General features: G+C 40.7%; 4 protein-coding genes. All 4 read left to right on the top strand.

Features of this window, described 5'->3' with window-relative positions:
* The first annotated feature begins 6 nt into the window (after positions 1–6).
* The 4 genes from TOL9009_RS0121070 (at position 7) to TOL9009_RS0121055 (ending at position 16,086) form a co-directional block, all read left to right on the top strand.
* Positions 7–6,129 (top strand): type I polyketide synthase, encoded by a 6,123-nt coding sequence (locus TOL9009_RS0121070; RefSeq protein WP_029634523.1) that lies wholly within the window; start codon positions 7–9, stop codon positions 6,127–6,129.
* Positions 6,130–6,146: 17 nt separating this feature from the next.
* Entirely contained in the window at positions 6,147–9,446 is a 3,300-nt protein-coding gene (locus TOL9009_RS0121065; protein ID WP_029634522.1) for a non-ribosomal peptide synthetase, read from the top strand.
* A 245-nt stretch (positions 9,447–9,691) separates the two neighbouring features.
* The gene (gene panP / locus TOL9009_RS0121060; protein ID WP_029634521.1) at positions 9,692–11,353 is read left to right on the top strand and encodes a pyridoxal-dependent aspartate 1-decarboxylase PanP; all 1,662 of its coding nucleotides are present in this window, start codon (positions 9,692–9,694) and stop codon (positions 11,351–11,353) included.
* A gap of 59 nt (positions 11,354–11,412) precedes the next feature.
* Positions 11,413–16,086, top strand: a complete 4,674-nt coding sequence (locus TOL9009_RS0121055) for a type I polyketide synthase (protein ID WP_038296496.1) — start codon at positions 11,413–11,415, stop codon at positions 16,084–16,086.
* The last annotated feature ends 19 nt before the right edge of the window (positions 16,087–16,105 follow it).

Raw genomic sequence — 16,105 nt, 5'->3', positions numbered from 1 at the left:
AAAATCATGAGTATTACCACAGCATCAAATTCTCTAAATGGTTCAGAAATAGCAATTATCGGCTTAACAGGGCGATTTCCTGGAGCCAAAAACATTGATGAATTCTGGAAAAATCTTCAAAATGGAGTAGAATCAATATCTTTTTTCAGTGATGAAGAATTATTATCATCAGGTATAAGTTCATCCATATTAAATGACCCTAACTATGTAAAAGCACACGCTATATTAGAAGACGCAGAATTATTTGATGCCTCATTCTTTGGCTTTAATCCCAGAGAAGCAGAAATCACCGATCCGCAACATCGGATTTTTCTAGAGTGTGCTTGGGAAGCTCTGGAAAGTGCTGGATACGATTCACACAATCATAAAGGTGCTATAGGTGTTTATGGTGGATCTAGTTTGAGCAGCTACTTACTAAATGTTTACCTAAATCAAAATCTTGTAAATTCTATTGATCCTCAGCAACTGACAATAGCCGCTAATAAAGACTTTTTAACCACCCGCGTTTCTTACAAACTCAACCTAGAAGGACCCAGTTATGCTGTGCAAACTGCCTGCTCCACTTCATTAGTTGCTGTCCACTTGGCTTGTCAAAGCTTGCTGAACGGCGAATGTGATATCGCTTTAGCTGGTGGCGTTGCCATAAATGCGGAAAGAAAAGCTGGATATTTGTATACAGAAGGAGGAATAATGTCTCCTGACGGACACTGCCGTGCATTTGATGCTAATGCACAAGGTTCTGTGGGGGGCGAGGGTGTAGGCATTGTAGTATTAAAGCGATTAGAAGATGCTTTGAGCGATCGCGACACCATTCATGCTGTAATCAAAGGTTCAGCTATCAATAATGATGGTTCATTCAAGGTCAGCTATACTGCACCCCGCATCGACACCCAAGCAAAGGCAATTAGAACAGCCCAATTAGTAGCTGAGGTAGAGCCTGAGAGTATTACTTACATTGAGGCTCACGGTACAGGAACAGCTTTAGGAGATCCCATTGAAATTGCCGCCCTGACACAAGCTTTTGGGGCAAGTACCCAAAATATTGGATTCTGCGCCATTGGTTCCGTCAAAACCAACATTGGACATTTGGACACAGCAGCTGGTGTGGCGGGATTAATCAAAACCGTCTTAGCCCTGAAGCACAAACAAATACCTCCGAGCTTACACTTTACTTCGCCTAATCCCGAAATTGACTTTGCCAACAGTCCTTTCTACGTCAACACCACACTTGCCGAATGGCAAACCAATGGCACTCCCCGACGTGCAGGAGTTAGTTCCTTTGGATTAGGGGGAACCAATGCCCATGTAGTTCTCGAAGAAGCCCCGGTTGTCGAAGCTTCCAGCCCCTCTCGCCCTTGGCAGTTATTGATGCTATCCGCCAAAACGAATTCAGCGCTGGAAATGGCTACAACAAATTTAGCTAATTATTTCCGAGAACATCCCGATTTAAACCTTGCCGATGCAGCTTACACATTGCAGGTTGGGCGAAGAGCTTTCGACTATCGGCGCACGGTTGTCTGCCGAGATATTCAAGATGCTATCAAGGCACTTGAAGATCCAAGGCGAGTTATTACCAGTACTCAGAAGACTAAGCAACGCCCTGTTGCCTTCATGTTCTCTGGACTGGGAACTCACTATGTTGATATGGCTTTTGAACTTTACCAAACTCAGCCAACATTTCGCGCCTGTGTTGACCAATGCTGCGAACTCCTCAAACCCCAACTTGGTCTGGATTTGCGAGATGTCTTGTATCCCAATAAAAACAGTGAAAATGGCAGCAAGCAAAAACTAAATACTCAATCGACTGGGCTAGATTTGCGAAAAATGTTAGGTCGTGGGGAGGAACCAGCAGATGTAGAAACTTTGCGTGCAACGTCTCTACTGAATCAAACCGTTCTGACTCAACCAGCTATATTTGTCATTGAATATGCTCTAGCTCAGTTGTGGATATCGTGGGGAATTCGTCCTGCGGCGATGATTGGTTACAGCATCGGTGAATATGTAGCGGCAACTCTAGCCGAGGTTTTGTCTGTTGAAGATGCTTTAACCCTGGTAGCTAAAAGAGCGCAAATGATTCAAGAGTTGCCAGAAGGAGCAATGTTGGCAATTGGGCTTTCTGAGAAGGAAATACAGCCCTTCTTGAGTGAGAAGATTTCTCTATCTGCAATCAACGGCTCATCGTTGTGTGTGATTGCAGGTGCTACAGATGCGATCGCATCTGTAGAACGACGATTGAGTGAAAAAGGTTTAGTTGGGAAGCGTTTACAGAGTTCTCATGCTTTTCATTCGGTGATGATGGAGGCGATCACACCAGCCTTTGGTGATTTAGTCAAAACATTTAGCCTTAAACCGCCGAAAATTCCTTATTTATCTAACGTCACCGGAACCTGGATTACAGCAGAGCAAGCAACAGATCCCAGTTATTGGGTGAAGCACCTCTGTCAAGCAGTACGCTTTGCTTCGGGAGTGCAACAGTTATGGCAAAAAGACAATCCGATTTTATTAGAGGTTGGTTCTGGTCAAGCATTAATTAGTTTCGCATCGCAATGTATAGAAAGTAACGATAGAGCTAAATCGGTGATGCTCCCCTCCCTACGCCATTCCTATGAGCAACAGTCAGATGTCGCCTTTTTAATGAATACATTAGGTCGCCTTTGGCTGGCAGGGGTAGAAGTAGATTGGTCTGGTTTTTATGCCGATCAACAACGCGATCGCATCCCCTTACCGACATATCCTTTTGAACGTCAGCGTTACTGGATTGATGCCAACCCTGAAGCTAATTTGGCAATGCGATGCTCCCAAGGGGAGCCGCGCAAGGCGCTATCGCCGCAAGCATTACAGAAAAAACCGGATATTGCTGACTGGTTTTACATTCCTTGCTGGAAACGTTCTCCACAGATAGGAGCGAAATCAGCACAGAAATTAAATTATTTAGTCTTTATTGATAATGCTGGAGTAGGTTTACAAGTTGTCAAACAGTTGGAATTAGCAGGGCATGATGTGATTAGTGTGACTGTTGGAGAGCAGTTTACACAACTAAACAATCGCTCTTACGCAATTAATCCGCAAGCTAGTAGTGACTATGATGCCTTGCTGAAGGAAATATGGGATTTTCAACCAAATGCGATCGCGGAGCGTGCCGGATGGCATTTCGCTCATTTTTGGAGTCTCATCCCCAACCCACAACCAGAATTACCCCATCAGTTCTTTGAAGAATGTCAAAATAATGGTTTTTATAGTCTACTTTTCTTAGCACAAGCGTTGGGAAGACAAGAAGTTACCGATACTATCCAAATTTCAGTTGTTACCAACAATGTGCAAGAGGTAAATGGTGATGAAAAGTTGTGTCCAGAAAAAGCAACTATCATCGGAATTTGTAAGGTAATTCCTCAAGAGTATCCCCATATCACCTGTCGTAACATTGATGTTGTTATTCCTGAATCAAGAACATCCCAAAACAGTCAACTCATAGACCATCTTGTAACAGAACTGACTCAAACAACATCTGAGAATATGATTGCCTACCGTGGCAAACATCGTTGGGTGCAAACTTTTGAACCAATACAAGTTGAAGAGCCAAATCAAGAAACAATTCCCATCAGAGATGAAGGAGTTTACTTAATTATTGGTGGTTTGGGAGATATTGGTTTGGTGCTGGCAGAATATCTCGCCCAAACAGCACACGCCAAGCTAATTCTGACAGCGCGTTCCAATTTCCCTGCAAAACAAGATTGGTCGCAATGGCTAGCAACTCATGATAAAAACGATGAGATAAGTTGCAAAATTCAGAAGTTACAAACATTAGAAACATTGGGTGCTGAAGTTCTAATTTGCCGCGCCGATGTTGCTAATCTCGAACAAATGCAAGCAGTAATGATTCAGGCATCAAAACGCTTTGGTGAAATTGATGGTGTCATTCATGCAGCAGGCATAAAGTTGTTTAGCACTGTTCAACAGATAAGTAAAACTGAGTGTGAAAGTCAATTAACCTCAACAGGCTATGGATTATTTGTATTAGAAAATATCTTACAAGGAAAAGAGCTAGATTTCTGTGTAGTCATATCCTCATTAGCATCTGTTTTGGGGGTAATGGGTATGGCTGCCTATCCAGCAGCGCACTTATTTACTGATGCTTTTGTACATAAACATAACCAAACAAATTTTGTCCCCTGGCAGAGTATCAATTATGGGGATTGGATTACTCAAGAATTATCAGAATCAGTAACCTCACTCAAAGGTGCAGATTCGATGATGACAAGGCAAGAAGGACTAGAGGTTTTTAAACGTGCCTTATCTGTGAGAAAATTTAGTCAAGTAGTCACGTCAACAGTAGACTTACAAGTTAGTATCAAAAGATGGATTAAACTTGAATTTAGTCAAGGTTCTAAAGTTGCACAAAAAGCCAGTTCCGCCTCACTTTATTTAAGACCTAATTTAGATAATGACTATGTTGCTCCTAGAAATGAGGTAGAGCAAACCATTGCCAATATCTGGCAAGAACTTTTGGGAATTGAGCAAGTAGGTATTAACGATAACTTTTTTGAGTTAGGGGGAGATTCTGTACTTGGCATTCAAGTCAGTGCTAGAGCTGCGAAAGCAGGTTATCGGCTTGCCCCTCAGCAATTGTTTGAGCATCAGACAATTGCCGAACTGGCAGAAGTAACAACTACAAAACAAGTTGTCCAGGCTGAACAAGGTTTAGTAACTGGTTCGCTTCCTCTGACGCCTATCCAGCACTGGTTTTTTGAACAGAATTTATCAGAACCGTATCACTGGAACATGGCATTCTTTGTAGAAGTAATGCAAGTTATCGATCCAGGTTTATTGGAACAAGCATGGCAGCATTTATTCATCCACCACGATGCACTTCGCCTGCGGTTTATCCCCTCTGAGTCTGGCTGGCAGCAGGTGAACACTGACTTAGAAAAACAGGTGAATCTTACACATACAGATTTATCAGCGTTTTCGCCTGATGTTCAAAAATCTTCTATGGAAGCAACCGCCACCGAACTACAAGCTAGTTTGAATTTATCAGATGGGCCAATTGTGCGGGGTGTGCTTTTTGATTTGGGTGTCAATAAGTCAAGCCGCTTGCTAATTATCATCCACCACTTGGCAGTAGATTTCGGCTCTTGGCGAATCTTACTAGAGGATCTTGAGACTATTTATCAACAGCTTAGACTTGGTAAAGCCATTCAACTGCCGCAGAAAACAACCTCTTTCAAACAGTGGTCTGAACGACTAAAGGAATACGCTCAATCCGCAGAGTTGCAGAAAAACCTAAATTCCTGCCTCAGCAAAGGTTACGAACAGGTTTATCCCTTACCAATCGATTATCCAGGAGGCATTAACACTGTAGCATCAGGTGAAAGTGTTTCAGTAGCGTTAAGCGAAACAGAAACTCAGGCATTACTTCAGGAGGTTCTAGCAGTTTATCGAACTAATACACAAGAAGTTTTGCTGACTGCTCTTGTACAAGCTTTTACAGAATGGACAGGTATAAAATGTCTACTGTTTAATACCGAAGAAGATGCGCGAGATGCAAGTACTAGTATAGATAATGTGGATATATCACGGACAGTAGGTTGGCTGACTACTCTTTATCCTGTACTTTTGGATTTAGAGGGGGCTGAGAATCCAGGGGAGGCATTGAAAGCCGTAAAAGAGCAATTTCGTTGCATTTCTAGTAGAACCATTGATCATGGAGCGCTACGCTACTTAAGTGAGGATACAACACTGACAGAGAAAATGCGATCGCTTCCCCAAGCCGAAGTGTTTTTTCTCTACCTTGGTCAATTTGGTAAAAGCTTTGATCAATCTTCTCTGCTCAGACCGACTGAAGAATCCACTGGATCAATGTACAGTCTCCAAGGAACTAGTCCTCATTTACTAGGCGTGACCGCATGGGTTAATGAAGAAGGTCAGTTAAGACTGGAATTCGGCTATAGCAAGAATCTGCATAGACGGAAGACTATAGAGAAACTATCTCATAGTTTTGTCGAAGCCCTCAAATCTCTCATCACCCATTCTCGCTTCCTAGAAACAGTAGAGTATACCCCTTCAGACTTTTCGGCAGCAAACATCAATCAAGAAAATTTGAGTAACTTGCTGGCTCAGATTGGTCAGTGATATAGGAGGAATTTTCCATGAACCAAAAGAATATTGAAGATATATATGAACTTTCACCCTTACAGCAGGGTATGCTTTTTCACACGCTGGTTACACCTAATTCGGGGATGTACTTTGAGCAGTTTTGCTACGCTTTGCAAACTCAAGTTGATGTTCCAGCTTTCCACAAAGCATGGCAGCGAGTTTTAGATCGGCATCCAATTTTGCGTACCTCCTTCTATTGGGAAAATCTTGATAAGCCATATCAAGTGGTGTATCGACAAGTAGATTTGCCTTGGGATTTTCAAGACTGGCGCGAACTTTCTTTGCCGGAACAAGAAAAGCAGTTAGAAGTTTTTTTAGCAGCAGATCGCAAACGATGCTTTACACTTTCCCAAGTTCCACTGATGCGTTTGGCATTAATTCAGGTGGCTGATAACGCTTATCAATTTGTCTTCAGCTATCACCATATATTGATGGAAGGGTGGTCTTTAACATGGCTATGGAAAGAATTTTATGAATTCTATAATGCCTTTTGCAAAGGTCAAGATTTACATCTAGAAAGTCCTCGCCCCTTTAAAGAATACATTTCTTGGCTACAGCAGCAAGATATATCAAAGGCTGAAATGTACTGGCGCAAGATGCTTGAAGGATTTACGGTACCGACATCACTAATGATGGACAAAGCTGCCGATACTTTCTCTAGCGAAGACGAAGATCATGATTGTCAACAAACCCGACTTTCGGTAACAACGACAGATGCCTTAAATTCCCTGACACGAAAGTATCACCTTACCCTAAACATCCTACTCAAAGGAGCTTGGGCTATACTTTTAAGCCGGTATAGTAATGAGTCAGATATAGTTTTTGGTGCCACATCTTCAGGCAGACCGACTGAATTGGCAGAAGCAGAATCCATGATGGGACTTTTCGCCAACACATTGCCGCTACGGGTACAAATTCCTGCTGATGATTTGCTTATACCTTGGTTGAAAAAGCTGCAAATTCAAGAAGTGGAAATGCGTCAGTACGAGTATAGTCCACTCTTACAAATTCAACAATGGAGTCAAATTCCTCGCGGTTTGCCACTATTTGAAAGTCTTCTAGTTTTTAATAACTATTTAGTAGATGATACTGGAGAAAAGCTAGCTCAAAGCATGGTAATAGGTGAAACTCGGATATTTGAAAAGACGAATTATCCTCTTACCCTACAGGTATATCCGGGTTCAGATTTATTACTGTCGATTGGGTATGATACCCGTCGTTTTGATAGTGCGACGATTAATCGAATATTAGGGCATTTAAAGACTTTGTTAGAAAGTATAGTTGCCAATCCCGAACAACAACTTCGAGATTTGTCGTTACTGACTGCACAAGAAAAATCTCAATTGCTGCTAGAGTGGAATAATACAGAAATTGAGTATCCTCAAGAACAATGCATTCATCAATTATTTGAAGCGCAAGTAGAACGCACACCTGATGCAGTAGCAGTGGTGTTTAAAGATGAGCAGTTAACTTATCGCCAACTCAACACGAAAGCTAACCAATTGGCGCATTACTTGCGATCGCTAGGAGTAAAATCAGAAGTATTAGTGGGGATTTGTGTAGAGCGATCGCTTTCGATGCTCATCGGACTCTTAGCCATCCTCAAAGCTGGTGGTGCATACATCCCACTAGATCCAGCATATCCCAAAGAACGATTAGCTTTCATCCTAGAAGACGCTCAAGTGCCATTATTGCTGACTCAAGCCTCGCTCTTGTCAGCAATGCCTCAACACAAAGCTCAAGTCATTTGCTTGGATACTGATTGGCAAGCCAATGGCTACAAAACGGCTTTAGCGATCGCCCAACAAAGCCAAGAAAATTTATTCTCTGAGCTAACTCCTGAAAACCTAGCTTACATCATCTATACCTCCGGTTCCACAGGCAAACCAAAAGGCGTGCAAATACCCCACAGCGCTTTGAGCAATTTCTTGTTTGCGATGAAGCAAAAGCCAGGGTTAAGCGAGGAAGACACTTTACTAGCAGTCACTACCTATTCATTCGATATTGCCGCATTAGAACTCTTCCTGCCAATCATAGTAGGTGGTCGGTTAGTAATTGTCAGTCGGGAAGTGGCCTCAGACGGAATGCAGTTATCAGCAGCACTGGCTGATTCAAAAGCTACAGTCATGCAAGCCACACCAGCGACATGGCAGTTACTTCTAGTTACAGGCTGGAGTGGTAACGAGCAATTAAAAATCCTCTGTGGTGGCGAAGCCTTACCTGCACACATAGCCCATCAATTACGGCAACGATGTCACTCACTATGGAATATGTATGGCCCCACCGAAACCACCATTTGGTCAGCAGTATCTCAGATAAAAACTGATAGCAAAGTTGTACCCATTGGTCAGGCGATCGCTAACACGCAATTTTACATTTTAGACCAATACAGTCGGGTAGTTCCTGTAGGTGTAGTAGGCGAATTGCATATAGGTGGCAAAGGATTGGCACGAGGCTATTTAAACCGTCCCGAACTGACCGAAGAGAAATTTATCCCCAACCCCTTCAAAAGAGGCAGGGGAGCAGGGGAGCAGGGGAGCAGGGGAGGGCAAGAAGACCAATCCTCAAATTCCGAACGTTTGTACAAAACAGGCGATTTAGCACGCTATTTAGCCAATGGAGAGATTGAGTATATTGGTCGGATTGACCACCAAGTGAAGATTCGCGGCTTCCGTATTGAACTCGGAGAAATTGAAGCACTCATTAGCCAACACTCATCAGTACGTGAAACTGTAGTTGTAGCAGCAGACACCCAAAGTTTAGTAGCTTATGTAGTCCCACACACAGATCAAACATTGACTATTACTGAACTGCGGGGCTTTTTAGAACCGAAGTTACCAAACTACATGCTGCCATCAGGTTTTGTCACATTAGAGGCACTACCACTAACACCTAATGGTAAGGTCGATCGCAAAGCTTTACCAGCACCTGATACAGTACGTCCAGAATTGGAAGTAGTGTATCAGCCACCCCAAACTGAGGTAGAAAAAACTATTGCTAATATTTGGCAAGAAGTACTTAATGTTGAGAACATAGGAATCCATGATAATTTCTTTGAACTGGGTGGTCATTCACTGCTTTTAGTTCAGGTTCATAGTAAATTGCAAAAAAGATTTGAGAGGGATTTCCCATTAGTTGAAATGTTTCAATATCCAACCGTAAACCACCTAGCTAGATATCTTAGTCAGGAATCAACAGAAGAAACATCTTTTATCAAGCACTCTGAAAATAGAACAGCTTCAGTACAACGTCGAAAACAAGCCAGAAAAGAACACCGAGCAGCGACCAAGTAAAGGATAATTTCGCCTCAATCAGGTGAATAAAATCTAGAAACTTCACGTGAGTTGGTCTTAAACCCTTTGATTCAGATGCGACTCGAAAATACTCGCTATCCGCTTTTTCGTTCAAAATTCATTCTAAATTCTGGCGACTGACGCCTTTATTCTGTTTCGATAAAATGTGATTAATTTCACTGGAGATTTTAGTTACTAAGAGTATTAACAATGCCAGATAAAAAATACCTCTTTAAGGAGACAAAATGACATTAAGTGAAAAAGAAATTTTATTCAAAAGTAACTTTTCTCAACCTGAGCAAATACTAAATTCTGAAATTGGTGAGTATGTAACACAAATGTTTGCACATAGTCCAGGTAAATGGAATGAAACACAGATAGATGAAATAGTTAATGATTTTTCGCAGGAATTTTTAAGTACAAAAAATGCAAATACTAACATTGATATTGAATTGATAATCAGGAATTTTGGTGATAGCAAAATTCCGACAATACCTACTGATTTTGAAAGCTATTTTCAATCATTAAATGAAAATGTTGTTGCTCATTCAATACACACATCTTCGCCACAATTTATCGGTCACATGACCTCGGCACTTCCTTCTTTTGTACGCCCTTTAGCCAAACTGATGACAGCAATGAATCAAAATGCTGTCAAAATAGAGACTGCTAAAGCCTTGAGCTTCTGCGAACGTGAAGCTTTAGCAATGATGCATCGGCAAATTTATAATTTCTCTGATAATTTCTACACCGAGCATATTCAAAATAATCAGAGTACATTAGGAATTTTGGTTTCTGGTGGTACAACAGCCAATATCACAGCCCTTTGGTGTGCGCGAAATAAATCTTTAGGAGCAAAAAATGAGTTTTTAGGCATAGAAAAAGAAGGTTTAAGTGCAGCCCTAAATTTTTACGGCTACAAAGGAGCAGTTGTAATTGGCTCTGAATTGATGCATTTCTCTTTTGATAAAGCTGCGGATTTAATGGGCATTAGTACGCAAAATTTGATTAGAGTGGCTGTTGATTCTAATAATCGAGTCAATATCCGAGCATTACGCCAAGCCGTTGCAGATTGTCGCCAAAAAAACTTACATATTATAGCTATTGTTGGTATTGCTGGAACTACAGATTCTGGTAGTGTCGATCCGCTAGAAGATATTGCGGAGATAGCCCAAGAAAATAATGTACATTTTCATGTAGATGCAGCTTGGGGGGGTCCAATTATCTTTTCTCGAAAACATCAACAAAAGCTTGCTGGTATTGAAAAAGCTGATTCAGTGACCATTGATGGACATAAACAATTGTATTTACCAATGGGTATTGGTATGGTATTTTTCCGCGACCCTTATCTAGCTTCTTCAATCGAAAAACATGCTAGCTATACTATGCGTAAGGGATCGTTTGATTTAGGTAAACGTTCTTTAGAAGGTTCTCGACCTGGCATGGCTTTATTTTTACACGCTGCTCTAAAGCTGATTGGGCTTAAGGGATATGAGTTTTTGATTGATGAAGGAATTCGGAAAACTCAATACATGGCTGCTCGAATTTCGGTGATGCCCGAATTTGAATTGTTGGCAGAACCTGATACTAATCTATTAATTTATCGCTATGTTCCAGAACATTTTAGAGATGTGATTGCGAAAAAACACTTAACAGAAACAGATAATCAAATTATCAATAATTTTAATGAATATTTACAAAAGATGCAGCGTCAGATTGGTCGCACTTTTATTTCACGAACGACAAAAACAACTATCAGCTTGGATAAAGAATTTCCTGTAATTGCCATGCGTGCAGTCATTGCCAATCCATTAACTACTGAAGAAGATATTGAGGCAGTTTTAAATGACCAGATTCAGATTGCTTCGGAAATTTCCATTTCACATTTCTCAAAACTGAATAATTAAGTAAGTCTTCTTGAGTGCTTTGAACTTAGACAAAAATATTGATCATCAGGGTTTGACTTATGGATATAGCAAATAATTTTATTCATAGTTTAAATGATAAAGACGAAATCGCTATTATTGGTATGGCAGGTCGTTTTCCTGGAGCAAATAAAGTTGATAGCTTTTGGCAAAACCTGCGGGATGGTGTAGAGTCAATTTCTTTTTTCACAGACGAGGAATTAATATCTGCTGGGGTAGATTCAGCGATGCTGAATGATCCGAATTATGTGAAAGCAAGCGGTGTCTTAGAAGATATAGAATTATTCGATGCTTCCTTTTTTGGTTTTTCTCCTAGAGAAGCTGAAATTACAGACCCACAGCACCGCCTTTTTATGGAATGTGTTTGGTCAGCTCTAGAAAATGCTGGTTACAACTCTGAAACTTATAATGGTCAAATTGGTCTTTTCGCTGGTGTAGCAGCAAGTTACTATCTGCTTTCAAACTTATATCCGAACCGTGAGTTGATGGAATCAGTAGACAGCTTTCAAACTTTGATTGGAAATGATAAAGATTTCCTGCCTACGCAAGTTTCTTACAAGTTAAATCTCAAAGGACCAAGTATTAATGTACAGACTGCCTGCTCCACATCATTAGTGACTGTCCATTTAGCCTGCCAAAGTTTAATGAATGGCGAAAGCGATATTGCTTTAGCTGGTGGTGTTTCTATTGCAGTGCCACAAAAAACTGGCTACCACTATCAACAAGGAGGAATTCTTTCTCCTGATGGTCATTGTCGAGCTTTTGAAGCTCAAGCAAAAGGAACTAATGGTGGCAATGGTTTAGGTGTAGTAGTTTTGAAAAGATTAGAGGATGCTATTGCTGATGGTGACTTTATTCATGCAGTAATCAAGGGTTCTGCTGTTAATAACGATGGTTCTTTAAAGGTTGGATATACAGCTCCTAGTGTTGATGGTCAAAGGCAGGTAATTTTAGAAGCGCTTGCCCTAGCTGGAGTTGAACCTGAGACTGTTACTTATGTAGAAACGCACGGAACAGGAACCATTTTAGGAGACCCGATTGAAATTAAGGCTCTTACACAAGCTTTTCGTGCTAGCACAAATAAAAAAGGCTTTTGTGCTATTGGTTCAGTAAAAACTAATATTGGGCATCTAAATACAGCAGCGGGTGTGGCAGGATTAATTAAAACTATACAAGCATTAAAACATAAACAAATACCTCCAAGTTTGCACTTTCAGGAACCAAATCCACAAATAGATTTCGCTAATAGTCCCTTCTACGTCAACACCAATTTATCAGAGTGGAAAACCAACGGTACACCACGCCGAGCAGGTGTAAGTTCTTTTGGCATCGGTGGGACTAATGCCCATGTTATTTTGGAAGAAGCGCCAGTGATTGAGGCTTCGAGTCCCTCACGTCCTTGGCAATTATTATTGTTATCAGCCAAAACCAGCACGGCTTTAGACACTGCAACAGTGCAACTGCGTGATTATTTAGATCAAAACCCCGATATTTCCCTACCAGATGTCTCTTACACTCTACAAGTAGGTCGTCAAGCTTTTGACTATCGCCGCATCATGATTTGCCACGATCTAGATGATGCGGTGAAATTGTTTAACAGCCAAGATCCACAATGTATTTTTAGTCATTACCACAAGCCAGGTCATTGTCCAGTCATCTTCATGTTTTCGGGACAAGGGTCACAATATGCAAACATGGGTCGGGAACTGTACAAAGTCGAACCGACATTTGCTAAACACGTAGATAGTTGCGCTCTGATTTTGCAACCTCACCTCGGTCTTGATATCCGCTCCCTACTTTACCCCAGTGAACAAAATACCGAAACTGCTGCAAAGCAACTAGAACAAACAGCCCTCACCCAAAGCGGATTATTTGTTACAGAGTACGCCCTAGCTCAGTTATTAATGTCATGGGGTGTGCGTCCAGAGGCGATGATTGGTCACAGTATCGGGGAATATGTTGCAGGGGCGATCGCAGGTGTATTTTCCCTAGAAGATGCCCTATTGATTGTGGCAAAAAGGGGAGAGTTAATGCAACAAGTACCCAGAGGAAGTATGCTGGCAATTAGGCTTGCAGAAAAAGATGTGCGATCGCTACTCTCTGCACAGACCTTGTATAAAAACTCTCTAGAAATCGCAGTTGTTAACAGCCCATCTTCATGTGTAGTATCTGGAACAGACGAGGCAGTTGCTACACTAAAAAATCAATTATCCTCTCAACAAGTTGAATGTCAACTGTTGCATACATCCCATGCCTTCCATTCTGTAATGATGGAACCAATACTAGAAGCATTTATTCAGACCATCAAAAAAGTCAAACTGAACCCACCACACATACGCTTTATTTCTAATGTAACTGGTACTTGGATTACAGAAGAACAAGCCACAAATCCCAACTACTGGAGTCAACATTTACGACAAACTGTGAGATTTTCAGATGGAATATCACAACTGTTAAAGCAGTTTGAAGGGGTTTTTCTAGAAGTCGGACCAGGACGGACATTAAGCACATTAACAACACAGCATTTAGATAAAAATAGCAAACAACAAGTATTAACTTCCTTGCGCCATGTTAAAGAGCAACAATCCGATGTTAGCTTTTTATTACAGACATTAGGTAGGTTGTGGCTGGCTGGTGTAGAAATAGATTGGTTAGGATTTTATACTCACGAGCAGCGTCATCGTTTGCCTTTGCCTACCTATCCTTTTGAAAGACAAAGGTACTGGATTGATCCTCAAAAGCAAGGACAAGATAGCGAGCGGACACCAGTATCACTGGCGAAAAAATCTGATATAGCCGACTGGTTTTATATTCCTTTTTGGAAGCCTTCTTTACCCCCAGTACAACTAAAATCTCAAGAATTAGTAACACCAAAATCTAGCGCTTTGGTATTTCTTGATGACTGTGGCTTGGGTATCAAATTGGTCAAAGAACTAGAAAAACACAACCAGAATGTTATTACCATAAAACTCGGTGAGAAATTTACGAGATTAGGTAAGTCTGAATATACGATTAATCCTCAAAATTATCATGATTATAATATCCTTATCCAGGAAATTATCAGCCAAAATCAGTTACCCAAAACGATAGTTCATCTGTTGAGTGTTACACCTAGTAGTGAACAAGAATTAGAAATTGAACAAGTTGAACAAGCTCAAATAAGAGGATTTTATAGTTTACTATATCTTGCCCAAGCTTTGGGAAGACAAGAAAATACTGATAATTTTCACATCACAGTTATTTCTAACAACCTCCAGTCAGTAACAGGAACGGAAGTACTTTCTCCAGAGAAAGCAACTTTACTCGGAACAGTTAAAGTTATTTCTCAAGAATATTCAAATATTAATTGTCGTAGCATTGATGTTATCCTTCCCCCCAATAACAGTTGGCAAGAAGAAAAACTTTTAGAAAAAATATTAGCGGAACTGACTGTTGATGATTCCCAAAAATTAATTGCTTATCGAGGTTTAAATCGTTGGGTGCAAAGTTTTGAGCCTGTGCGTCTTGAGCAAGCTAAAATCGAAAAGCCTCAATTACGAGAAAAGGGAGTTTATTTAATTACAGGTGGACTCGGAGGTATTGGACTTGTTTTGGCAGAATACTTGGCTCGAACTGTACAAGCAAAACTACTGTTAGTAGGACGTTCTGCTTTACCAAAAAAAGATGAGTGGGAAAAATGGCTTGCTACTCATGATGAGGCTGATAGTACTAGCTGCAAGATTCGCAAAGTTGAAGAACTCGAACAGTTGGGTGCAGAAGTTTTAGTGGTGAGTGCTGATGTCAGCAACATAGAACAAATGCGAAGTGCTGTTTTTCAGGCTCAACAGCAGTTTGGTCAATTAAATGGTGTCATCCATGCTGCGGGAGTTCCTGGAGGTGGTGTGATTCAGCGAAAAACTCAACAAGAAGCAGAAAGTATTCTTGCTCCTAAAGTCAAGGGAACACTAGTTATTGATGCAATTGTTAAAGATATTCAGTTAGATTTCTTTGTGTTGGCATCATCAATGAATTCAATCTTAGGAGGATTTGCACAGGTAGATTATTGTGGTGCAAATGCTTTTCTTGATGCTTTTGCTCACTCTAATGCTTTAAAAAAAGATAGATTTACTACAAGTATTAACTGGGATGCTTGGCAAGAAGTTGGCATGGCGGTAAATACACAATTGCCTCAACAACTCCAAGAATTGCGAACTGAAAATCTTCAACAAGGTATATTGCCGAATGAAGGTGTAGATGCATTTCTCCGGATTTTAGGAAGTACAATGCCTCAAGTTGTAGTATCTACTTCTGACTTATTCCATTCCCTAAAACAGCATAATTCTTATAACGAAGCACAAGTTCTAGATTTTTTAGAAACTGCAAATCTATCCAAGTCAAAATATCCTCGACCGGAATTAAGTAATGATTATGTTGCTCCTCGTAATGAAATTGAGCAAAAGCTCGCCGATATCTGGCAACCAATCCTGGGAATTGAAAAGATAGGAATATATGATAATTTCTTTGAAATTGGTGGTGATTCTCTTATGGGTATTCAACTGATTGCAAGCTTTAATAAGGTATTTAATCTAAACATTTCTATTGCGAAACTTTATGAATGCCCAAATATAGGCTCTATGGCAAAAATCTTAACTCCTGAGAAATCTCCGGAAAATATTTTTGAACAAAGGCTAAGCCGAGGGGAAAGAAGAAGGCAGAATAAAATACACAATAGCTAAAAACTAAAGTTAATTCATC

It is taken from the genome of [Scytonema hofmanni] UTEX 2349, from assembly GCF_000582685.1.
Taxonomy (GTDB): domain Bacteria; phylum Cyanobacteriota; class Cyanobacteriia; order Cyanobacteriales; family Nostocaceae; genus Hassallia; species Hassallia hofmanni.
The sequence above is the reverse complement of the archived record's forward strand: the minus strand, read 5'-3'. Positions and strand labels throughout refer to the sequence as shown.